This is a genomic window from Yersinia mollaretii ATCC 43969, from assembly GCF_013282725.1.
Lineage (GTDB): Bacteria > Pseudomonadota > Gammaproteobacteria > Enterobacterales > Enterobacteriaceae > Yersinia > Yersinia mollaretii.
Window position 1 is genome coordinate 2,581,332 of record NZ_CP054043.1, and the last position, 24,013, is coordinate 2,605,344.

A 24,013-nucleotide genomic window follows, 5' to 3' on the forward strand; every position below is an offset into this window, starting at 1 on the left:
CATTGTTTTTAAAGCTTTTGTGAACTTAGTAATAATTTTTCACAGTTATGTGCTCATTGTCATACTTTGAATAATTATCGACTTTTTTAATTGATAATTCGCGTCACGAAAAATAGTCTGTACTCCAGCAGCAATCTTTAGAGCGTTTATCGAAAGAGACGTTTTTTTAAATTCAGTATCGGTGGATGGAGATTTCTCCTTCGCCAAATTTTACCCACTTAGGGTTTTTTTGAGGCTAAACCTGTGAGCTGTGGTGGACACAGGCAACGCACTTTAAATGTGATGTCAAAGAGGAATTTTTTCTTATGGTTACGCACGATGCTAAACGTAAAACGTTAGTGCTCGCCGTCGCGGGTGCATTGTTAGGAACGGGGTTTATGGTAACCCCAGAGGCCAAGGCAGAAGGCTTTGTTGATGATTCGTCACTGACCGGCGGTATTTATTATTGGCAGCGCCAGCGTGATCGTAAGGATTTAACTCCCGGCAGTGCAGAGTACGGCAAATATGTCGCTAACCTGCATCACTCCACCTTTAACGCCAATCTGGACTTCTCATCCGGTTACGCGGCTGACATGTTTGGTATCGACTTAGCGGCTTTCGGTGCCGTTGAAATGACTAACAGTGGCCCGGCTGCCCCTAACGAAATTGGTTTCAGTGATGCTAAAACTCGTTGGGATGAAAAATGGACTGGCGATAAGAGCGGTGTTAGCGTTTATAAAGCGGCAGCCAAGTTTAAATTGGGTGATTTCTGGGCGCGTGGGGGGTATATCCAGCCCACGGGGCAGACACTGTTAGCGCCACACTGGAGCTTCATGCCGGGGACTTATCGTGGTGCTGAAGGCGGCGCGAAATTCGATTTTGATACGGCAGGCGCACTGTCCATGTCTTACATGTGGACTGATGAATATAAAGCACCGTGGTATCAAAATATGTACAACTTCCGCCAAGCTGATGGTCTGACGGGCGTGAGTTACTTGCATTCAATCGGTGCCAAATACGACTTCAAAAATAAGTTGGTGATGGAAGCGGCATTCGGCCAAGCCAAAGACTACATGGATCAGTACTTTGCCAAAGCGTCTTACGCCTTCCCAGTTGCGGGCAATGATCTGCGTACCTCTTACCAATTCTACGGCGCGAAAGACAAAGTTGATGGCGGCGCCAGCAATGTGAATGACGTCTATGACGGCTTAGCGTGGTTGCAAGCATTGACGTTGGGTTACACCACGGGGCCATTTGACCTGCGTTTGGAAGGGACATGGGCCAAAGCTGAGGGTAACCAAGGCTACTTCCTGCAACGTATGACCCCCGGTTATGCGTCCTCGAATGGCCGTTTGGATGTTTGGTGGGACTCCCGCTCTGACTTCAACGCCAACGGTGAAAAAGCGCTGTTTGGTGGCGTGATGTATGACCTGAAAAATTGGAATATGGCGGGTTGGTCGGTAGGGACTTCCTATGCGTATGGCTGGGATGCGAAGCCAAGCAGCAATCCAAAATTTGATCAGAATACGCGCTTGAAAGAGTCCGCATGGAACTTTGACGTGCTCTACACCCTGCAAGAGGGCCGGGCGAAAGGCACTTTATTCAAACTGCACTACACCATGTACGACAACCATACCAATATCCCAAGCTATGGTGGCGGTTTCGGCAACGTGTTCCAGGATGAGAAAGACGTGAAATTCATCGTAATCGCGCCATTTACGATCTTCTGATAGTAGCAATTAAGCTAACAATAATTCAGCCAGCAGCAATACTTCCAGTAGTGACTCTGGCTGCAATTATTAATTACGGATGAGGTTAGTGATGAACAAATTCAAATTAAATACGTTAGCGGCGATCACCGCGACCTTTGGCTTGATGGGGGCCGCCAATGCCGACACCGCCAATCAACAGATTGTAGACCAGCTCAGTACCTTGAAAGTGAACTATAAAGTGTTGGATAACCGTGCTGGCGAGAATGGGGTTGATTGTGCCAAGTTGGGAGCTGACTGGGCATCGTGCAATAGAGTCATGATTACGCTGACCAACACTGGGGATGAGATCAAAGGCCAGGATTGGGCCATTTACTTCCACAGCATTCGCCAAATTCTGACGGTAGATAATGATCAGTTTAAAATCACTCACCTGACCGGTGACCTGCATAAAATTGAACCTACGGCTAAATTCGCCGGTTTCCCTGCCAATCAGGCGGTTGAAATCCCGATAACCGGTGAGTATTGGCAGCTATTTGCCACTGACTTTATGCCGCGCTGGTATGCCACATCGGGCGATGCGAAACCCAAGGTGCTAAAAAGTACCGACACTGAAGATATCAACGAATATCTAACCCAATTTACGGGCGATCAGTGGAAACGCACCAAAGACGATAATAATGTGCTGATGACGCCGGAATCCCGTTTCGTCAAAAATGACGCGGTGAAAACATTAACGGCGACGAACTTACGCGGGCAGATTATTCCGACCCCAATGGCGGTCGAGATTCACTCGCAAGATGTGAATTTGAGCCAAGGTGTGGCACTGGACCTGAGCGCCTTGCCTAAACCGGCTGCCGAGGTGGTACAGCAGCGTTTCGAATTGCTCGGCCTGAAGCTGAATGCTGCGGGTTTCCCGATAAAAACCTCGATCCAACCGGCTGCGTTTAAGGGCGATTTAGCGGTCTCTGGTGCCTATGAGCTGAAAATCGGCGAGAAGGGCGCACAGGTTATTGGCTTTGATCCCACAGGCGTCTTCTATGGTCTGCAATCTATTCTCTCTTTGGTGCCCACTGACGGTAGCCAGAAAATAGCGACATTGGACGCAAAAGATGCGCCGCGCTTTGAATATCGTGGCGTCTTCCTTGATGTCGGCCGTAACTTCAAAACCAAAGATGCCGTGTTGCGTTTACTGGATCAGATGGCCGCTTACAAGCTGAACAAATTCCATTTCCATCTGAGCGACGATGAGGGCTGGCGTATTGAGATCCCCGGCCTGCCAGAGCTGACTGATGTGGGCAGTAAACGTTGCCACGATTTGACTGAAAACAGCTGTTTGTTGCCGCAGTTGGGGTCTGGCCCGGATAGCAATAATCTGGGGAGTGGTCACTTCACCCGCGATGATTACATCGAAATTCTGAAATACGCCAAAGCGCGCCAGATTGATGTCATTCCTGAAATCGACATGCCCGCCCATGCTCGTGCGGCGGTGGTCTCCATGGAGGCCCGTTACAACAATCTGATGAAGCAGGGTAAAGAGCAAGAGGCCAATGAGTTCCGCCTGCTTGACCCGACAGATGACTCCAATACTACCTCCGTGCAGTTCTATGAGCGCAAAAGCTACCTGAACCCTTGTCTGGACTCCTCTAAGCGCTTCGTTGATAAAGTGATCGGCGAAATGGCTCAGATGCACAAAGAGGCGGGGATGCCGCTGACCACTTGGCACTTTGGCGGTGATGAGGCGAAAAATATCCGTCTGGGGGCCGGTTTCCAAGACAAAAATGGCCCGATTGAGCCGGGTAAAGGCATCATTGATAAGAGTGTTGAAGATAAGCCATGGGCCAAGTCGCAGGTATGTCAGGAGATGGTCAAGCAAGGCAAAGTTCAGGACGTGGAGCATCTCTCCAGCCACTTCGCCATTGAAGTGAGCAAATTGGTGAATGCCCATGGCATCGAAAAAATGCAAGCTTGGCAGGATGGCCTGAAAGATGCCAAAGGCGCGAAAGACTTTGCGACTCAACGTGTTGGTGTCAACTTCTGGGACACCTTGTTCTGGGGCGGCGCTGATTCAATCAACGATTGGGCCAATAAAGGCTACGAAGTGGTAGCCTCCAACCCGGATTATGTCTACTTCGACATGCCGTATGAAGTTAACCCGAATGAACGAGGCTACTACTGGGCCACCCGTTTTAACGACGAGGCTAAAGTCTTCAGCTTCGCGCCAGATAACATGCCGCAAAACGCCGAAACCTCTGTCGATCGCGATGGCAATCACTTCAGCGCGAAGAGTGATAAGCCGTGGCCGGGCGTACACGGTATTTCCGGTCAGTCGTGGAATGAAACCGTCCGCACTGATGAGCAGATGGAGTACATGATCTTCCCGCGCGTCTTACCACTGGCGGAACGTGCCTGGCATCGCGCGTCATGGGAGCAAGATTATAAAGCGGGCCGCGAGTACAAAGGCGGTGAGACGCATTGGGTTGATACCAAGGCGCTGGACACCGATTGGCAGCGTTTTGCCAATATTATGGGCCAACGTGAACTGGCGAAATTGGATAAAGCGGGCATTGCTTACCGCCTACCAGTACCTGGAGCACGGGTGGTTGCGGGTCAATTAGAGGCCAATATCTCATTGCCGGGCTTGATCATCCAGTACTCCACTGATGGCGGTAAGCAATGGCAGCAATATGATGCCAAAGCGCAACCTAAAGTCAGCGGTGATGTGATGATCCGTTCAACCAGCCCGGATGGTAAACGTAGTAGTCGGGCCGAGCCGGTTAAAGTGTGATGATGAGTTTCAAAACGCTGTGTCTGCTGTTTTCTTTATTTTGCGATAAACAAAATTAAGTGAAGTTGAGTTGATGGTTTTTCCCCCGGCTTGCCGGGGTTTTTTTACGTCAAAATTCATGCAGGCAGCCTAATCACTGAGTCATGATAAACAGCGAAAATATGTCATGTAAGATTAGGGGATGACGGGATATCAATAAGAGTGACCACCCGGCTCCCGCTGAGGTGAGCGTACGGGAAAGGTGGCCATTTTGCTGGGACTTATGTTAACCCGATAATTAAATAGCACTATCAGGGCCAAAAATAAACCTAACGTGATTCAGTGCTTAAAATCTTTATAAGATCAGCGCGATAACGCGGCATTATCTTTTATCGTGTGCAGACTCATTTTCACGGCAGTCGCCGGATTCACAGTGGCCATACAAATACAGGCTGTGATTGGTCAGCTTGATACCGTGTTGCTTAGATATTTCACGTTGAAGAGTTTCAATCGCTTCATTGCTAAACTCGATCACTTTACCGCAATCCAGACAAATCAGGTGATCGTGATGATGCTGCTGCGTCAACTCAAAGACTGATTTACCGCCTTCGAAATTGTGGCGGGTCACAATACCGGCATCGTCAAATTGATTCAGTACGCGGTAAACCGTCGCCAGACCAATCTCTTCACCGATATCGATCAGCTTTTTATAAAGATCTTCCGCGCTGACGTGGTGGCACGCCGGATCTTGCAACACTTCCAGAATCTTCAGCCGGGGCAGTGTTACTTTAAGGCCAGCGTTTTTTAAGGCTTTGTTGTTGTCAGTCATGCGGATTCAGTCCTGTTACTATCGATTCAAATTAAGGCTGTTCAGCCTATGACATCCGTGGCGCAATAATTACAATTGCGTCTCATTATAGAACTGCTAGCCCCAAATGAAAACCGTGGTTGTTAACAAAGATATAATTGCACACTTTGCCAGATTAATCATGCAGTGTATTGATGAATGGGGATGTAGCATCATTTTAGTCTATATCCGCTACGCATAACGTTACAAATTTGTAGCGACTTATTTTTATTATTCACTAATGAAGATGTGGAATTGTGGGCTGCTTAACAGAGAAGGGTGAAAGGGGTGAAAAGCAGCGGAGACGCCCGACGATAATAATACGCCATTGCGCCTCCACAGTAACAAATTAGCCGGTGATCTCAGACAGATTCATCTCTTCACTGATCTGTTTTACCCAAGCATCAACACGTTCATTCGTCAGTTCTGGTTGGCGATCTTCATCGATAGCTAAACCGATAAAGTGATCGTCATCAGCCAAACCTTTGGAGGCTTCGAAGTGGTAGCCTGCGGTTGGCCAGTGACCGACAATCGCGGCACCTCGTGGCTCGATGATGTCACGCACGGTGCCCATCGCATCGCAGAAATACTCCGCGTAGTCTTCCTGATCGCCGCAACCAAATAGGGCAACCAGTTTGCCGTTGAAATCGATCTCTTCCAGTGTCGGGAAGAAATCATCCCAGTCACACTGTGCTTCGCCGTAATACCAAGTTGGGATACCGATCAGCAGGATATCGAAGGCTTCTAAGTCTTCTTTGCTGCTTTTGGCAATGTCGTGAACCTCAGCAACCTCTTTGCCCAGTTGCTTTTGGATCATCTTGGCAATGTTTTCGGTATTGCCAGTATCGCTGCCAAAGAAAATGCCTACAGTTGCCATATAACTTAATACCTTATAAATTCAAATAGTTATGCAGATTATCGCGCTTTCTGCCCAATAATATAACACATTTCATAGGGCGGCATAATGCCAGAAAACCCCGTCAGACGGGTATCAAGTTTATGCGATATTAAATTTTTGTGAGTTGCTCAACCTTATAACGTCATTGCCGATAACCGTTGTGTAACTGAAAGGTTGCAATTAGCGGTGCCAGGGGGAAACCGTCAGATGAAAATTTGCCGGAAAGGAGTTGTCGTTAGCTGTATGGAACGTCCTTTATTGCTTTTCGGTCATCAAATAACACCTGAGTCTCTAACGGTAACCATCCGATATATAAGGGGAACGAACATGCAGTTTTTAAAAAATATTACTATCAGAGCCGCGCTACTTTGGGTGCTTGGTGCCTTTTGCCTGCTCTGGGGCGGCGTCTCTGCTTATACATTGTTATCACTGAATCAACTTACACAATCGTCTAACGCGAACAGTGTGCTGGTTGATAACATGACTTTAGTTAATCAGGGGACGGATCAATATTTCCGCATGGTGACACGTCTTGCCCGCGCAGTAGATTATCGTCAGAGCGGCAACATCGCGGATGCAGACAAAGAACTCAAATCGTCCAATATTGCACTGGAAAATCTGAAGAAACGACTCGCGGAATTTAAGGCCATCGACCACGCACAGATTGATCCCGCTTTAGTCTCTAGGGTGATTGATGGGTGGAGTGGATTGATTGAGCAGGGGGTGACACCGCTTTATCAGGCGGCAATGGATAACAATACGGCCGCTTATCAAGAACTGGCGAAAAAAACGGTACCCGCATTAAGCCGCCAATATGGCTCGGTTGCCGAGGGGTTTAATCAGGCCGCCTCAAAGGCCATTGGCGTAGCAAAAGAGCAATTCTCGCAACTGACGAAAGTGAGCAGTATTACGCTTATCTCTGCGTTGGTGGCCGGTCTGGTGATTTTACTGGCAACTGATCGCTATTTGTTGGCCAATCTGGTGCGCCCGTTGGATGATATCCGTGCACATTTTCGGGTGATTGCTTCTGGTCAACTGGGGCAGCCTATCGTCGATTTTGGGCGTAACTGTGTTGGGCAGCTCTTCCCGTTATTACGCGATGTACAAACCAGTTTGGTCAATACCGTCGAGGCTATTCGTAGCAGCACTGATGGGATTTATCACGGCGCGGCCGAAATTTCTGCGGGCAATACCGATTTATCCTCCCGCACTGAGCAGCAGGCCGCCGCGCTGGAAGAGACCGCAGCCAGCATGGAGCAGCTAACCGCAACAGTAAAACACAATGCTGATAATGCGCACCATGCTAGCCAATTGGCGGCGAATGCTTCCATAACGGCGAAAAAAGGGGGGGCGCTGGTGGCTGACGTGGTTCACACCATGGATGAGATCTCAGCCAGTTCGCGCAAAATTGCGGATATCACCACTGTGATTAACAGTATTGCTTTCCAGACCAATATTCTGGCGCTGAATGCTGCGGTGGAAGCGGCCAGAGCGGGTGAACAGGGGCGTGGTTTTGCGGTGGTCGCCAGTGAAGTGCGAAATCTGGCACAGCGCAGTGCACAGGCGGCGAAGGAGATTGATGGTTTGATAACTGAGTCGGTCAACCGAGTCAAAAGTGGCTCGGCATTGGTGGAAAGTGCGGGCATCACCATGGATGAAATCGTTCGTTCCATTACTAATGTCACGGATTTGATGGGGGAGATCGCCTCGGCTTCTGATGAGCAAAGTAAAGGTATCAGTCAGGTTGGGCAAGCGGTGGCAGAGATGGACAGTGTGACCCAGCAAAATGCGGCGTTGGTGCAGGAGGCCTCGCGTGCTGCGGCCTCGCTGGAAGAGCAGGCGACACAGTTAAACCGAGCGGTGGCGGTATTTAAATTACAATCGGATGATGCACGGGCAAAACCGGCGATGAAACCTCGGGCGAATCCATTAACTTTGACTCCGGTCGCTACCAAGGCGGACAGCAACGCCAACTGGGAAACCTTCTAGCCAGATATTTCAAATACGAAGGGAATAAAGAAATAACGGCGTGGCGTAAGTATTTACGCCACGCCGTCGTGGAAGCTGATGGGGTTAAAACCCGTCTTGATCGTGGGCTAATTGAGCAAGTAACATCTGTTCAATCAATTCACTGCGGCTGATGTTGCGCTGCTCAGCAAGACTGTTGAGAGCATCGACGGCATCGGCATTAATCTTCAGTTCCACGCGTCGTAAGCCACGTACTTTATCGCGCCGTAGTTGATTTCGCTTATTAATTCTAAGCTGTTCATCACGGGATAATGGGTTTGTTTTCGGGCGCCCCGGACGGCGTTCATCTGCGAACAGATCCAGCGTCGTGCGATCCGTTTGTTCTTTTGCCATAGGTAGCGGTACTACAAGGGAGTTACATCAGAAAGCGTAACATAGCCTTTCTCGATGATTTGGTTGACACATTCCAAGCTTATAACAGAGATAGAACGCATTAAATAACCTCTCTGCCAGCCGCTTGAATTTGCATTTGCTACCCAACACCGCAGCAAATTTATAGCGCGCCATAATACCCCAGCCAACCGAGCAACGACAATGCTTTACTGTGATTAGATTGGGCTAATTCACTCTTTTTTGCACAATTTTTCCACAGGAAATACATTTCTTTTCCCCAAGGTATAATTTTTAATCAACATCCATGGCGCGCTCTGTTTTATTTAATCAGTATGCTTTTTCACTCGTGGATTTTTCATCGATAAAACGATGGATAGCCCGCAAGACAGAATCTGGTTTTTCAGCATGTACCCAGTGGCCAGTTCCAGCAACAACATGGGCGCGGGCTTGCGGGAATTGGCGGGCAATATCATCGCGGTAGCTATCTTGGATATAGGGCGATAACTCACCACGGATAAACAAAATAGGGTGGGGCCAAGGGGGAATGGGCTGCCAACCGACAATATTTTCATATTGATCCCACAGCGCAGGCACGTTAAAGCGCCATTCGCCATTTTGAAATGACTTTAGTAAGAACTGGATTACGCCCTCTTCCTTTATTGAGTCACGCATCAGTTGGGCCGCTTCTTGACGCTGAGTCACCCCTGCGGCACTCACTGCATTGAGCGCGGTAAAAATGGCGTCGTGGCGGCGGACCTGATAATCGACCGGAGCAACATCAATGGCGACCACTTTTTCAATGCGGTCCGGTGCCATTGCCGTCAGCGCCATGGCCACTTTTCCGCCCATCGAATGGCCGATAATGATCGCTCTCTCTATCGCCAACTGGTCCATTAACTCCAGCACATCTTGCGCCATATCGGGGTAATTCACTTGTGGCGAACGGGGCGATAAACCGTGATCACGCAAATCAACCTGAATCACGTTATGCTCTTTTTGCAGGTCACGGGCCAGTACACCCAGATTATCGAGATTACCGAATAACCCATGGAGCAGAATGATGGGCAGTGATGGCGTGGGAGAAAGTGCGTTTTGTAAGCGGAAGTTTAATTTCATGGCGAAGTTCATGCTGAGAGATATTCTGGTTAGGGTATCATGACTGGGCGAAAGAGTGCTGCGTCACGATTTTATCAGGCATCGATTTATCAGGTCTATGTGGATTGTTGAATAGCGGCTGTTAGTGCCCGTTATTATCCTGATAAAACCATGATAAAGGTACTCGTTAGCGTGCTTTAACTTTATAATCCTTGGATATGCATAAGAAAGTAGAAACCCGTACTGGATAATGATGAAAACTATTGAACTCGACGAAGAGCTTTATCGCTATATTGCCAGTCATACGCAACACATTGGTGAAAGCGCGTCCGACATTTTGCGGCGTATGCTGAAATTTACTGCGGGTCAGCCGGTAGCCACTACAGCTACCCGCCATGATGCGGAGAAAGTGGTGGTGGCTCCGGCACCACGAGATCGGGTTCGTGCGGTGCGCGAATTACTGCTGTCCGATGAATATGCGGAGCAAAGCAGGGCGGTTAACCGCTTTATGCTGGTGCTATCAACACTCTACACGCTGGATGCTCAAGCATTTACCGAGGCGACAGAATCATTACATGGCCGCACTCGGGTCTATTTTGCTGGAGATCAACAAACGCTATTGCAAAATGGGACACATACCAAGCCCAAACATGTCCCCGGTACGCCATACTGGGTAATTACCAATACCAATACCGAGCGTAAGCGCAGCATGGTGCAACACATCATGTTGGCAATGCAGTTCCCGCCGGATTTGACTGACAAAGTGTGCGGAACTATCTAATTTCGTTGAAACTGTGCCCAATCGATTTCAAGATGCAGGAAGGCCGTGAACAAGCGCGGCCAAAATCTCCGCAACTTGGAAGATAACGGGTATATAGGGAGTAGTTATTGTGGCTAACCACCCTCGTGCTGGGCAAGCAGCTCAGCAAAGCGATTTGATTAATGTTGCTCAGTTGACATCGCAATACTATGTATTGCAGCCAGAGGCAGAAAACCCAGCCCATGCCGTCAAATTTGGGACGTCTGGGCACCGTGGCAGTTCATTACGCCACAGCTTTAATGAAGCACACATTCTGGCTATCGCACAGGCGATCGCGGAAGTTCGCCATCAACACGGTATTACTGGCCCGTGTTATGTGGGCAAAGATACCCACGCCCTGTCTGAACCGGCCTTTATTTCGGTGTTAGAAGTGCTGACGGCGAATGGCGTAGATGTCGTGGTGCAACAAGATAATGGTTTCACCCCGACCCCCGCTATCTCACATGCCATTCTGTGCCATAACGTGCAGGGTAAAGCTTTGGCTGACGGCATTGTGATCACGCCGTCCCACAATCCCCCTGAAGATGGTGGCATCAAGTACAACCCACCCAATGGCGGCCCAGCGGACACCAATCTCACCTCGGTGATTGAAAAGCGCGCCAACCAGCTACTCGGCCTGAAATTACAGGGCGTGAAGCGCCAAACGCTGGATAAAGCCTGGCGCGGCAATCATCTGTGTGAACAAGATTTGATTCAGCCGTATGTGGAAGGCTTGGTCGATGTGGTGGATATCCCCGCGATTCAGGGCGCAGGTTTGAAATTAGGGGTCGATCCGCTCGGTGGCTCAGGGATTGCTTACTGGCAACGCATTGGTGAGCACTATAAATTGGACCTGACACTGGTCAACGATTCTATCGATCAAACCTTCCGCTTTATGCATCTTGACCACGATGGAGTGATCCGTATGGATTGCTCATCAGAATCGGCGATGGCGGGGCTGTTGGCGCTGCGCGACAAGTTTGATCTGGCCTTTGCCAACGATCCCGACTATGACCGCCATGGCATTGTGACACCCGCCGGATTGATGAACCCGAATCATTACCTTGCTGTCTCGATCAACTACCTGTTCCAGCATCGCCCACAATGGGGTGCCGATGTGGCGGTGGGTAAAACACTGGTTTCCAGCGCGATGATCGACCGCGTAGTGGCAGATTTGGGTCGTAAGTTGGTGGAAGTGCCGGTTGGCTTTAAATGGTTTGTCGATGGGTTGCATGATGGCAGCTTTGGTTTTGGCGGCGAAGAGAGTGCGGGTGCATCCTTCCTGCGCTTTGACGGCACCCCTTGGTCCACCGACAAAGACGGCATCATCATGTGCTTACTGGCGGCAGAGATTACAGCCGTGACCGGTAAAAACCCGCAGCATCACTACGATGATTTAGCACAACGTTTTGGTGCACCAAGCTATAACCGCATTCAGGCTCCGGCCACGCAAGCACAGAAAAACGCATTGTCTAAGCTGTCACCTGAAATGGTCAACGCGAGTATGTTGGCAGGTGACCCCATCACCGCACGCTTAACCACTGCACCGGGCAATGGTGCATCCATTGGCGGGCTAAAGGTGATGACGGACAACGGTTGGTTTGCTGCCCGCCCATCCGGCACAGAAGAGGCTTATAAAATTTACTGTGAAAGCTTCCTTGGCGCAGAACACCGCGAAAAGATAGAGCAGGAAGCGGTCAATATTGTCAGTGACGTGCTGGCTGGCGCGAAATAGCTGGCGGTAAGCAGGCATTGAAGGCAGCTCAGTGCTGCCTTCAATGCCCCATCACCCCAATGCCACCATCAAAGCTCCGGCGGTAATCAAGGCGACCCCCAATCCTGCCACCAGCGATATTTTCTCGCCAAACAGAATAAAGGCCAGAATGACGGCGAAAACGACGCTGAGCTTATCAATGGGTGCGACTTGGGAAACATTACCGTTTTTAATGGCCATAAAGTAAAACAGCCAAGACAAAGCCCCGGCGACACCACTCAGCACCACAAACAGCAGCGCCTTTTTATCTGCCAAAACGGCACCGACCAGATTAAATTTCCCCTGAACTACCACCACACCCACCAAAAACAGCGCCATCACCACGGCACGGACGGCGGTTGCGGTATTGGCATCTAAATGTTGCAGACCAATTTTACCGAAGATTGCCACCAAAGAGGCGGTGAGGGCAGACAGCAGGGCGTAAATTAGCCATGTACTCATCACGAATAAGACCTATTTTTATAGCAAAAATACGATGTTACGCCCTGAGGTATCCTTTGCCTACCTTATTTTCATCCATGAATTTGGTGTATTATAACTTAATCAATGAAGTAATTAAGTTTGCTACATTTTTGGGTATAAACTCATGGCCAGAATAACCGGCTAGTGCCCATGCTTCTTGCAATGATATTGCGTCTACCAGCATGGCTAAATTCTCCTCAGTATTGCTCCCCGTCATGATGGGATTAAAAATAGATGAGACTTTGTTAATTCTATAAGCGCGTTCATGCTTTAACATATCACCAATATCATGGTCTTCAATTTCACCTAAATCAGGAGTGCGCTCGCCGAAGATATTGGGTAGTTGTATCCTAAATTCAGATTCTGCTCTACCTGGCGGCGATTTTGTTATTAGCCACTTAATTTTAGGCCCATTATTACTTATCTGATCTTTGACTAAAACCCGCAGGTTATCGCCTGTTTTTTTGCTGGTGATTAATAGATTGGTATTATGTCGTGTCATTTTTAGCTCGAGGAGTAAATGGTCATTAAAAATAACAGCATTACTGTTTTCCGAGATTTCATTTATTATATTTGCGCCATCACCAAAAGAGAAATGATAGTGATCATCCCCTTCTCCACCATCCAGAAAATCCTTTCCTTTACCCGGAATGATAACGTCATTTCCTTTGTTACCCCATAAATGGTCACTGCCGATATTATTTTTATGTTCTGGCTCTGGATAGTAAGATTCGCCATCGCCCTCTATTAGATCATCGCCATCACCACCGAATATCAGGTCATCATTATTACCACCAAATAGAAAATCATTATCAGCATCTCCAGAAATATAATCATTACCGGCGTTACCCTCGATATAATCTTTTTGATTCCCGCCTTGTATCATGTCAGCGCCCATCCCACCGGCAATGGCGTCAGCACCATCATCACCATTAATCGCATCATTACCCTCGCCACCGAATAAGTGGTCACCTCCGTTGCCACCAGAAATGAAATCGTCACCAGTACCCGCTTTAATGATATCCCAGCCATTGCCACCGTTTATATCATCATTACCACCATGGCCATAGATAATATCGTCTTGATTGCTTCCTAGAATTATGTTGTCATGGTTGCTTCCAATGACTTTCATTTTACTGATATAACAGTTGAGATCGATGTGTCGTTTTTTTTTGTTGAGTACGACTACTCGTAAACTATCTCTTATCTTGGTTGCGGAACCAATAAATACGAATAATATATCTTCTATTTTCATGTTCTTATTTGTCACGATTTTACTTAAATCAATTGTATCAACGAAGTATCTCGCTTTGTACTTATAACTATCTTTAATACCAATGATATACTTATGGTTTACTTTTTTAATAAATAGCTCATAGGGTTCTATGTTGTGAAATGTCAGTGAGACGTTACCGTGTTTATCAATTTTTTCTGTTATTTTTCTATACTTATCATTACGGTGACTTGAACTTCTCTCATATACTAATTTTGTCTGCACTATAGTTTTCATGATATTCTCCTTTGAGTGTCTCATAAATAATGATAGTTTTCTTTTTTCATTTTATAAACTGATTTTTATTATGAATGTTTATAGTGAATATGCCGTGATGTGTTATTTATAAGTCTAAGAAATATCTATTTTAATACAGATAAGGTGATGGGTTTTCTGATTAAAGAATAAATCGATAGCCGACTCCGGTCTCAGTCAGAAGGTGTTTTGGACGAGTGGGGTCAGTTTCTAGTTTCTGGCGTAAGTGGCCCATATAAATGCGCAGGTAGTGGCTGTGCTCGACATAATTTGGCCCCCAGACTTGGGTAAGTAACTGGCGTTGGGTGATCACCTTGCCCGCATTCGCCAGCAAGGCTGAGAGCAAGCGAAACTCAATCGGCGTCAGGTGCAAATTTTCACCTGCACGGGTGACTTGGCGGTTGATTAAATCCACACTGATATCAGCAAAATTCACCAACGGGCTTTCCGCGCTGCCACCGCTATGGCGGCGCAATGCCACCCGCACCCGAGCCAGTAGCTCACTGATACCAAAGGGCTTACTCAGGTAATCATCCGCCCCGGCATCCAATGCGGCCACTTTATCTTCTTCGCTGTTACGGGCTGACAGCACAATAATGGGGATAGCACTCCACTGGCGGAGATCCTGAATATAGGTCAGGCCATCGCCATCAGGTAGCCCTAAATCCAAAATGATCAGATCCGGCTTACGGGTGCCCGCTTCAATCAGGCCCCGTTGCAGAGTATCACTCTCAAATACCCGCCAGCCCTCACTCTCCAGCGCAATGCGCACAAAGCGGCGGATCTCTTTTTCATCTTCAACAATCAGGATGTTCGTGGTGGTACTAGAGATAGTTAACTCTCCTTTCGCCGACATCATTAGGCTATTTTATTTGCCATTTTGAACTAGGGCAGTGCTCAGAATCCTCACGTACTTCGTGTACGCTCCGGTTCTTCCGCGCTGTCCATGTTCAAACTGCCTGCAACAATTACGCCTAATGAGATAGGCTCTTTGCGCCTACATAGCAGGCTATTTTATTTGCCGTCATTCATTGTATCAATGTACTCGATATCAACGTTATCGGCATCAATATCCGGTGCGGCTTCCAAAGGTAAAGTAAAGTGGAAGCGAGCGCCGCCATCTTGGCTCTTTTCTACCCAGATTCGCCCACCATGGACATCGATAATGGCACGACAAATGGCTAAACCTAAGCCGACGCCAGGAATGGCTGACTCTTTGTTTCCACGAGAGAATTTATCAAAAATAAGCTGCTCTTGCCCCAGGGTGACACCGGGGCCGTTATCCCACACTTCTACATTTAGCCACTCACCTTGCACCGTCGCCCTGATCCCCAGTAACGCCTCATGACCGGCGTATTTATGGGCATTCTCTAGCAGGTTGATAAACACTCGCTCCAGCAAGCTGCCGTCACAGTTGATGAGCACCATTTCATCCGGCAGCTCGACACGAATCTGATGGTGGCTCAGGGTGGTCTCCAGCATATGTAGCGCGCTGCCGACTATCTCCTCTAGTGACTGCCACTCTTTGCGCAGGTTAAAACCGCCAGACTGAATGCGCGCCATATCCAGCAAATTATTGACCAGTCGGGTGGTACTCAGCACTTGTTGGCGAATTTGATTAGCCTGTGGGGCGTGGCGTGAACCCTCGGCGGCCAAGTCCAGCGTCAGTATTTCCGCCTGACCAAATAGCACGGTGAGTGGGGTGCGCAGATCATGTGACAGCGCGGCGAGCAGTGAGTTACGCAGTTGCTCCCGCTCCGCATCCAACTTGGCCAGTTCCGCACTGCGCGCCAGATGAAGCCTCTCCAGCGCGTTGGCAATCAGGCTGGTAAAGGTTTGCAGCAACCGCTGTTGCTCCGGCACCATCAATTGGCGCAAGTTAGCTGGCTCAATCGCCAGTACCCCAAATGTCTGTTTGGACGCCGTGAGCGGCAATAATTGATAAGGCACTCCCGGCAGGGTATCTGTCCCCGCACCAGCAGGTGCCCCTTTGTCAAAACTCCAACGGGCGATGGCTTCGTCAACGGAAAGAGATCCGCCCTCATCAGTGGCGATTTGCTGTAAACGGCCATCTTCTTGTGGCAGTAACAGATCTGTTTTGGCCTGAAAACTGCTGGAGAGGAAATGGCGGCTGGTTTTGGCAATATCCGCAGGGGTGAGGGCGCGGCTTAATCCACGCGACATTTCGTAGAGATGGCGGGCGCGTTGCTCTCGATAACGGGCAATTCTGGCTTGATAGCGCACGCCTGCGGTCAGATTACCCACCACGATCCCTACTATCAGCATTACGCCAAAAGTCACCAAATATTGCACATCAGTGACCGCCAGTGACCCGTGTGGCTGGACAAAAAAGAGATCGAAGCTGACGACATTAATCACTGCCGCCAATACCGAGGGCCAGCGACCATAGAACAGCGCAATAATGACCACACCGAGTAAGTAAACCATCACCAGATTAGCTTGGTCGAAACCGGGGATTAGCCACTGTGATAAAACTGTGATCAGGGCACATAAGCCGATGGCGGCGAGACAGCCACGCAATTGCATCCGCCACTTCTCGGCGAAGGTGCGCGCGTCACTCTCTTTTGCGACACTGGCGGCACGATCCTCTTCCAGCGCGATAATCACCAGATCCAGATCCGGCCCCAATTTACCGAGGCGATCAGCAAAGCTGCCGCGCAGTTTCCACTGTTTTTCTACCCGACGGCCAATAATGATTTTGCCCAGATTATGTTCTCGGGCGTAGCGCAGTACCGCTTTCTCTTCACTGGGTTCGGACAGCGTGGCCGTCTCCGCCCCCAGCTCTTGTGCCAGTTTTAGCACCCGCAAGATAGCCCGACGCCGGGCTTCCGGCAGACCATGTAGGCGCGGGGTCTCCACATAGACCGCGTGCCAGATACAGCCTAATCGGGCTGCCAGTCGAGCGGCGGTGCGCACCAGTTTTTCGTTACCGCTGTTGTGGCCGATACAGAGTAAAATAGCGTCACGAGTATGCCAGACGCGTTCGCGCCCCTGAGTATCACGGAAGGCGCGCATCTGGTCATCAACCCGATCGGCAGTGCGGCGTAGGGCCAGTTCGCGCAGGGCGATTAAATTGCCTTTGCGGAAGAAGTGCTCGATGGCCCGCTCTGCTTGACCAGAGATATAGACTTTGCCCTCATTCAGGCGCTGGCGCAGGTCGTCCGGGGGGAGGTCAACCAACACCACTTCCGTGGCCTCATCAAACATATGGTCGGGCACGGTTTCCCGCACTCGAATGCCCGTCACGCCACCGACCACATCATTCAAGCTTTCCAAGTGCTGCACATTGATGGTGGTGAGCACATCAATACCGGCATCCAACAGCTCTTCCACATCTTGCCAGCGCTTAGGATGGCGCGAGCCGTGGGCATTGCTGTGCGCCAGTTCATCTATCAGAATCAGCGCCGGATGGCGGGCCAGTGCGGCATCCAGATCAAACTCTCGCACTTGGCGATTGCGGTGAGAGATGCGCTTTTGTGGCAGGATTGTCAGCCCTTCGAGCAAGGCAGCGGTTTCACTCCTCCCGTGGGTCTCGACCACGCCCACCAACACATCCAAGCCCTGCGCCCGCAGGCGCTGAGCTTCTTGCAGCATGGCGTAAGTTTTCCCCACCCCCGCACAGGCACCAAAAAAGACTTTCAGCCGACCACGGGGCTTTTCATTGGCGACCGCAAGTAGGCTGTCGGGGTCTGGGCGGGTTGGTTCTGCATCCACCATCATATGTCCTTAAGGTTTTGCCGGGCTGGCGGGTACTGTCACGTGACTTTGGGCATCCAGTGCCATATTCAGGTTCAGCACATTGACGACGGATTCACCGAAGAAATTAGGTATCGCTTTCTCTATGTTGTTATCAATCAATTGTTTCACCTCAGACAGCGGCATTTGGCGCACGCTGGCAATGCGAGGCGCTTGATAATACGCGGCTTCCAGCGAAATACTCGGGTCCAGACCACTGCCGGACGCGGTCACCAGATCCACCGGAACCGGGCCAGTTTGCGTCGGATTGGCCTGACGCTGCAATTTAACCCGCTCACTGATCGCCTGATCCAGTGCCGGATTGCTGATCGCCAAATTACTGCCGCCTGAAGCCATCGGATTATAAGGCATATCTGCCGTGACGGAGGGACGACCCGTAAAATAACCCGGCTGGGTAAAGTTCTGGCCGATTAAACGGGAGCCGACCACCTCATCACCCAACATGACCAGCGAACCTTTAGCTTGCTGGGAAAACAGTAATTTTGCTAGCCCAGTGGTGAGCAGGGGATAGGCGATTCCGGTGATTAGCGTCAGTAATATCAGTAGCACCAAGGCGGGCCGTAGGTATGACTGGCGAGTGGTGGTGGAGATAGGGGTAGTCGATGACATTTTTATTCCCTCAATTTGGCTCTTAAAATGGGTCACGGCGCAAGTTTGTCGTGACCCTGACAGATGATTGATGCGGCTAGCCCAGATTTAACGCCGTAAGTACCAAGTCGATCAGTTTGATGCCGACAAAGGGCACCAGCAGGCCGCCTAAGCCGTAGATCCACAGATTGCGGCGCAGCAGGGCGGCGGCACTCATCGCCTTATAACTGACCCCTTTTAGCGCCAGCGGGATCAGGAACACAATCACCAGCGCGTTAAAGATGACCGCCGACAGGATTGCCGAGGCGGGGGAGTGCAACTGCATCACGTTTAGGGCATTAAGCTGCGGGTAGGTCGCCGCAAAAGCCGCTGGAATGATGGCGAAATACTTGGCGACGTCATTGGCGATACTGAAGGTGGTCAGTGAGCCACGGGTCATCAGCATCTGTTTGCCGATATGCACCACTTCAATCAACTTGGTGGGGTTGGAGTCCAGATCCACCATGTTGCCCGCTTCTTTAGCGGCCTGAGTTCCCGAGTTCATCGCCACCGCCACATCCGCCTGTGCCAGTGCGGGCGCGTCGTTGGTGCCGTCGCCAGTCATCGCCACCAAGCGGCCCTCTGCCTGATACTGGCGAATCAATGCCAGCTTAGCTTCAGGGGTGGCTTCCGCCAGAAAATCATCCACGCCCGCTTCAGCGGCAATGGCGGCAGCGGTCAGGCGGTTATCCCCGGTGATCATCACGGTTTTAATGCCCATTTTGCGCAGTTCAGCAAAACGCTCTTTAATGCCGCCTTTCACGATATCTTTCAGCGCCACCACACCCAACACCCGCGGCCCATCCGCCACCACCAGCGGTGTGCCGCCCGTGCGGGCAACACTCTCGACCGCATCATCCACGGCACGCGGGAAGTGACCCTGATTGGACTCCACATGGCGGCGGATAGCATCGACCGCGCCTTTGCGGATCATCCGCTCCTGCACATTGACGCCGCTCATGCGGGTTTGCGCCGAGAAGGGCACAAAGGTGGCATTCAGGCTGTGCAAATCCCGCTCACGCAAGTTAAACCGCTGTTTCGCCAGCACCACGATGCTGCGGCCTTCCGGTGTTTCGTCAGCCAGCGAAGAGAGCTGCGCGGCATCCGCCAGTTGTTGCTCGGTGACCCCCGGAGCCGGCAAGAACTCAGATGCTTGGCGATTCCCCAGTGTGATGGTGCCGGTTTTATCCAGTAGCAACACATCTACGTCACCCGCTGCTTCTACTGCGCGCCCACTGGTGGCGATCACATTGGCCCCCAACATGCGGCTCATCCCCGCCACACCAATGGCGGATAACAAGCCGCCGATGGTGGTAGGGATCAAGCAAACCAACAGCGCCACCAGCACGGTGATTGTGACTGGACTGCCCGCTTGGTTCGCCTCGACGCTGAACACGGAGAACGGATAGAGTGTTGCCGTCGCCAATAAAAAGACGATGGTCAGCGCGATCAACAAGATGGTCAGCGCCACTTCGTTTGGCGTCTTGCGCCGTTTCGCCCCTTCAACCATGGCTATCATGCGATCGAGGAAGGTTTCACCCGGATTCGCACTGCACTCAACCACCAGCCAGTCGGAGAGCACGCGGGTGCCGCCCGTGACCGAGGAGAAGTCGCCGCCCGATTCACGGATAACCGGGGCGGATTCCCCGGTAATGGCGCTCTCATCAACGGATGCGCCCCCTTCCAGCACTTCGCCATCGCAAGGCACGGTGTCGCCCGCCTCAATCAGCACCCAATCGCCTTTACGCAGACTGTCGGCGGAGACTCTCTCTTGCGGCGCATCAACGCGGGCGGCGGAGAGTTTCTTGGCCCAACTGGTTTTTTTCACTCCGCGCAGACTCTCGGCCTGCGCTTTACTGCGCCCCTCAGCCAGTGCTTCGGCAAAGTTGGCAAACAGCACGGTAAACCACAACCACAAGGCGACACTGCCGGTAAAAGTGGCACTCCCGGCGGTTTGCCCGCTTAAAATAGCCAGCCAGATCAGGGTGGTCAGCCCACTGCCCAGATAGACCACGAACATCACCGGATTACGCCACTGGACGCGCGGGTCCAGTTTCTTCATTGCATCAAGCAGCGCTGTGCGAACCAGTGCTGGCTCAAAAATCGCGCGTTGTTTGTGAGTCATCATTATTCTCTCTTAGCAATACTCTTTGTTCTTGACGTCGCAGGGGTATGAGCTGCGACGTCAATGACGTTGGGTGAAACACTCAGCGTGCTAACCAAATTTGCAGGTGCTCAGCGACCGGGCCTAAGGCCAGTGCGGGGATAAAGGTCAATGCGCCGACCAATAACACCGTGCCGACCAGTAAGCCGATAAACAGGGGGCCGGAGGTGGGCAGGGTGCCGTTACCCGCAGGCTGGCGCTTCTTCGCCACCAATGAACTGGCAATCGCCAATACCGGCAGAATGACCCCAAATCGCCCCAAGAACATCGCCGCTGCCAACAGCAGGTTATAAAACGGGGTGTTAACACTCAGGCCCGCAAAGGCACTGCCGTTGTTATTGGCCGCCGAGGAGAGGGCGTAGAGCACCTCGCTAAAACCGTGCGCGCCGGGGTTGAGAATCCCCGCTCGGCCCGCATCAGTGCAGAGCGCCAGAGCGGTGCCCAGCAGCACCACCGCTGGGGTAACCAGAATCGCCAGCGCAGTCATTTTCATGTCAAAAACGTCAATTTTCTTGCCGAGATATTCAGGGGTGCGGCCAATCATCAATCCGGCAATAAATACGGTCAGCAGCACGAATAGCAACATGCCGTACAGACCTGAACCGACGCCGCCGAACACCACTTCGCCAATCTGCATCAGCCACATCGGCACCATGCCACCGAGCGCAGTAAAGGAGTCGTGCATAGCGTTCACCGCACCGCAAGAGGCGGCGGTGGTGACCACGGCATACATGCTGGTGGCGAGAATGCCGAAGCGAGACTCTTTGCCTTCCATATTGATATTGCTGTCAGCACCCAATTGGGTTAAATGCGGGTTCCCAGCCAACTCGGCGAACATCACCACCACCACCGAGACGACAAAAATCAGTAACATCGCCCAGATCAGTGCATGGCCTTGGCGGTTGTCCCCGACCACTTGGCCGAAAGCGAAGCAGAGTGCGCAGGGGATGAGGAAAATCGCCAGCATCTGCACAAAGTTGCTGAAGGCGGTTGGATTCTCAAACGGATGCGCTGAGTTGGCACCAAAGAAGCCGCCACCGTTGGTGCCCAGCATCTTGATCGCCTCCTGTGATGCCACCGGCCCCATGGGTAAGGTCTGCTTGACCCCTTCCAGAGTGGTGATGTGCAGGTAGCTATCCAGATTTTGTAACACGCCCTGGCTGACAAAAATCAGCGCGATAAGCAGCGCAATCGGCAGCAAGACATATAAAGTGATGCGCACCAGATCGACCCAAGCATTGCCGAGTGTGGCCGCAGAGTGGCGAGCAAAGGCGCGGATCAGTGCAAATGCCACGGCAATACCGGTGGCCGCCGAGAGGAAGTTTTGTACCGTCAGCCCGGCCATTTGGCTTAAATAACTGAGGGTATTCTCTCCGCTATAGGCTTGCCAGTTGGTGTTAGTGACGAAGCTGACCGCTGTGTTCAGTGCCAGATGCCATGACATGCCCGGCATATTTTCAAGGTTCAGCGGCAGTGCGCCTTGCGCCATTAACAGGGCAAAGAGCAGCACAATACCCAGCAGGTTAAAGCTGAGGATCGCCAGCGCATATTGCCAGCCGTTCATCTCTACATTTTTGACGCCACTACAGCGCCATAAACCCGCCTCGATTTTTTGTAATGGCGCAAAAGGCTCGCCTTCGATGATTCGCGCTAAGAAGCTCCCCAACGGACGGGACAGCACCAACAGCACCAGCATGAAACTGGCGATAAGCAGAAATCCTGACGCTGCCATTTAAAAGTCCTCCGCGTTAAACAGGGCATAAACCAGATAGCCCAACAGCAGCAGAACCAGCAGCGCACCACCCAAGATGCTGAAACTCACAATACACCTCCACAGCGTATGTTTTTTGATAACCCAGTGTTGGGTAACAGATGATTTGATAACAGCAGCTTAGGAAGTTGAACGAAAAGTTCCTGATAAAAAAGCGTGAAAGAGTGTAAAAAAAGTATAAAAACGGTCAAAAAAACGACACAAAGTGGGTGTAACTTATTCAGCTTACGATGCGCGATAGCAAACCTAATCCGCTGAACGGATATTTACTGGGCGAATGCCTGTAGTTTTCTCATTGCTAGATAGCGCATAACGGTGATGTAACCAATGAGTGGCTTTAAGTTAACTTCTATGTAACAAAATTACAGAATCGACAGTTTCTGTCGTAATTTGTGCAATATAAGTGGTCGGATGAGTGGTAAAGTTTCAATCAATGCGGTAAAATTTTGTCCAGTTTCCAATTATCTTATTTTACTTTCAGCGCCACGCGGTAAATTGGCCTACCGAACACTCGGGCGGCCACCCACGACACGAAGGCGTTTTTATAGGAGGATCGTTATGTCCATGTACAACGCATACCCATTACATCAGGTTCTCTTGCGCCGCAGCGCAGTGATTCTGGTCGGTTTACTGGCACTGCCAGTGATGCTTTTCCGTAAAGATCGCGCCCGCTTTTACAGCTATCTGCACCGTGTTTGGGCGAAAACCAGTGATAAACCGGTCTGGTTGGCACAGTCTGAAATGGCGGCTCAAGATTTTTATTGATCAGTGAACCTTCTGGTTTTACGCACATAAACAGATTGTAAAACCGATGGCCCGTGAGTTAACGCTTGCGGGCTTTTTTGTTGCCTGTAGTAGGGAACTGATAAATAAAGAGATCGCGCCATATCCTGCTTCTTCGGCTACACCTGTTATGATGAAATAAGTGATGTGATGTTCAACACAGTCAAAGCAGAGGGAGACGAAAATGTCGCAAAGTCATCAGGTGATACACAGTCGTGAATATTGCCATGCCCGCGATGAACTCGATGCATTGTGTGCAGCGGGGGTCACGCGGGGGGGATTGATGGCGTTTCATAGCGGCTACAAGTTGGTGTTGCTGGCGCATTCACAACCGGAATACCGCGAAATTGGTCCTTTTATTGCTGAAATGGATAAATGGCCTTCGCTGATTGATTTCACCGCTGAGTATCGCCAGCGTTTACTGCATTTACTCTCTCATCAGCCCACGGCGGCAAATCACACCAATGTATTGATGCATGTGCAGGGCTATTTCCGGCCCTACCTCAATTCAGTCCAGCGTCAGGCGCTGGCGCAGTTGATTGACCAATATCGGCTGGGTGAATTGCCTCTGAGTACACCTATCGCCCAGATAATGGCTTATTTGATTGAGTTCCCGAATGATTATCTCTCTGGGCAGCACTACTTTACCTTCTACTCACCGCAAGGATAGAG

General features: G+C 50.6%; 19 protein-coding genes. 7 read left to right on the plus strand and 12 right to left on the minus strand.

From position 1 onward, the window contains the following. The first annotated feature begins 305 nt into the window (after window positions 1-305). Both chiP and HRD69_RS11430 read left to right on the plus strand, forming a co-directional pair. Window positions 306-1,709: a chitoporin ChiP gene (gene chiP / locus HRD69_RS11425; protein WP_004875624.1), complete on the plus strand. Its 1,404-nt coding sequence runs from the start codon at window positions 306-308 to the stop codon at window positions 1,707-1,709. 91 nt (window positions 1,710-1,800) lie between these two features. Then, window positions 1,801-4,476 (plus strand): beta-N-acetylhexosaminidase, encoded by a 2,676-nt coding sequence (locus tag HRD69_RS11430; RefSeq protein WP_032814750.1) that lies wholly within the window; start codon window positions 1,801-1,803, stop codon window positions 4,474-4,476. A 361-nt stretch (window positions 4,477-4,837) separates the two neighbouring features. On the opposite strand, the gene fur is transcribed toward HRD69_RS11430, so the two are convergent. Both fur and fldA read right to left on the minus strand, forming a co-directional pair. Beyond that, entirely contained in the window at window positions 4,838-5,284 is a 447-nt protein-coding gene (fur, locus tag HRD69_RS11435; RefSeq protein ID WP_004875622.1) for a ferric iron uptake transcriptional regulator, read from the minus strand. Between the two features lie 367 nt (window positions 5,285-5,651). Beyond that, complete coding sequence (gene fldA / locus HRD69_RS11440; protein WP_004875620.1) at window positions 5,652-6,179, minus strand: flavodoxin FldA; 528 nt, start codon at window positions 6,177-6,179, stop codon at window positions 5,652-5,654. 348 nt (window positions 6,180-6,527) lie between these two features. On the opposite strand from fldA, the gene HRD69_RS11445 reads away from it, so the two are divergent. Further along, the gene (locus tag HRD69_RS11445; RefSeq protein ID WP_004875619.1) at window positions 6,528-8,189 is read left to right on the plus strand and encodes a methyl-accepting chemotaxis protein; all 1,662 of its coding nucleotides are present in this window, start codon (window positions 6,528-6,530) and stop codon (window positions 8,187-8,189) included. Window positions 8,190-8,273: 84 nt separating this feature from the next. On the opposite strand, the gene ybfE is transcribed toward HRD69_RS11445, so the two are convergent. Both ybfE and ybfF read right to left on the minus strand, forming a co-directional pair. Further along, window positions 8,274-8,561 (minus strand): LexA regulated protein, encoded by a 288-nt coding sequence (ybfE, locus tag HRD69_RS11450; RefSeq protein WP_004875618.1) that lies wholly within the window; start codon window positions 8,559-8,561, stop codon window positions 8,274-8,276. Between the two features lie 327 nt (window positions 8,562-8,888). After that, window positions 8,889-9,677 (minus strand): esterase, encoded by a 789-nt coding sequence (gene ybfF, locus HRD69_RS11455; protein ID WP_032814748.1) that lies wholly within the window; start codon window positions 9,675-9,677, stop codon window positions 8,889-8,891. Window positions 9,678-9,909: 232 nt separating this feature from the next. On the opposite strand from ybfF, the gene seqA reads away from it, so the two are divergent. Beyond that, entirely contained in the window at window positions 9,910-10,437 is a 528-nt protein-coding gene (gene seqA, locus HRD69_RS11460; RefSeq protein WP_032814747.1) for a replication initiation negative regulator SeqA, read from the plus strand. A gap of 109 nt (window positions 10,438-10,546) precedes the next feature. Further along, window positions 10,547-12,190, plus strand: coding sequence for a phosphoglucomutase (alpha-D-glucose-1,6-bisphosphate-dependent) (pgm, locus tag HRD69_RS11465; RefSeq protein ID WP_004875615.1), 1,644 nt, complete (start codon window positions 10,547-10,549; stop codon window positions 12,188-12,190). Between the two features lie 51 nt (window positions 12,191-12,241). Here pgm and HRD69_RS11470 read toward each other — a convergent pair whose 3' ends face one another. The 8 genes from HRD69_RS11470 to HRD69_RS11505 form a co-directional block, all read right to left on the minus strand. Next, on the minus strand, window positions 12,242-12,670 hold the full coding sequence (locus HRD69_RS11470) for an EamA family transporter (protein ID WP_004875614.1): 429 nt from the start codon (window positions 12,668-12,670) through the stop codon (window positions 12,242-12,244). 91 nt (window positions 12,671-12,761) lie between these two features. Next, entirely contained in the window at window positions 12,762-14,201 is a 1,440-nt protein-coding gene (locus HRD69_RS11475) for a calcium-binding protein (protein ID WP_050413207.1), read from the minus strand. 160 nt (window positions 14,202-14,361) lie between these two features. Then, the gene (kdpE, locus tag HRD69_RS11480) at window positions 14,362-15,078 is read right to left on the minus strand and encodes a two-component system response regulator KdpE (RefSeq protein WP_004875611.1); all 717 of its coding nucleotides are present in this window, start codon (window positions 15,076-15,078) and stop codon (window positions 14,362-14,364) included. Window positions 15,079-15,233: 155 nt separating this feature from the next. Continuing rightward, on the minus strand, window positions 15,234-17,957 hold the full coding sequence (gene kdpD / locus HRD69_RS11485) for a two-component system sensor histidine kinase KdpD (RefSeq protein WP_032814745.1): 2,724 nt from the start codon (window positions 17,955-17,957) through the stop codon (window positions 15,234-15,236). 9 nt (window positions 17,958-17,966) lie between these two features. Beyond that, window positions 17,967-18,605, minus strand: coding sequence for a potassium-transporting ATPase subunit KdpC (gene kdpC / locus HRD69_RS11490; protein WP_032814744.1), 639 nt, complete (start codon window positions 18,603-18,605; stop codon window positions 17,967-17,969). 76 nt (window positions 18,606-18,681) lie between these two features. Then, window positions 18,682-20,748: a potassium-transporting ATPase subunit KdpB gene (gene kdpB, locus HRD69_RS11495; RefSeq protein ID WP_032814758.1), complete on the minus strand. Its 2,067-nt coding sequence runs from the start codon at window positions 20,746-20,748 to the stop codon at window positions 18,682-18,684. 82 nt (window positions 20,749-20,830) lie between these two features. Beyond that, complete coding sequence (gene kdpA, locus HRD69_RS11500; protein WP_004875607.1) at window positions 20,831-22,519, minus strand: potassium-transporting ATPase subunit KdpA; 1,689 nt, start codon at window positions 22,517-22,519, stop codon at window positions 20,831-20,833. Then, entirely contained in the window at window positions 22,520-22,609 is a 90-nt protein-coding gene (locus HRD69_RS11505; protein ID WP_032814743.1) for a K(+)-transporting ATPase subunit F, read from the minus strand. 507 nt (window positions 22,610-23,116) lie between these two features. Here HRD69_RS11505 and HRD69_RS11510 point away from each other — a divergent pair. Both HRD69_RS11510 and HRD69_RS11515 read left to right on the plus strand, forming a co-directional pair. Next, window positions 23,117-23,323, plus strand: a complete 207-nt coding sequence (locus HRD69_RS11510) for a YbfA family protein (protein WP_032814742.1) — start codon at window positions 23,117-23,119, stop codon at window positions 23,321-23,323. Window positions 23,324-23,525: 202 nt separating this feature from the next. Next, the gene (locus HRD69_RS11515) at window positions 23,526-24,011 is read left to right on the plus strand and encodes a YbgA family protein (RefSeq protein ID WP_004875604.1); all 486 of its coding nucleotides are present in this window, start codon (window positions 23,526-23,528) and stop codon (window positions 24,009-24,011) included. Window positions 24,012-24,013: the final 2 nt, after the last annotated feature.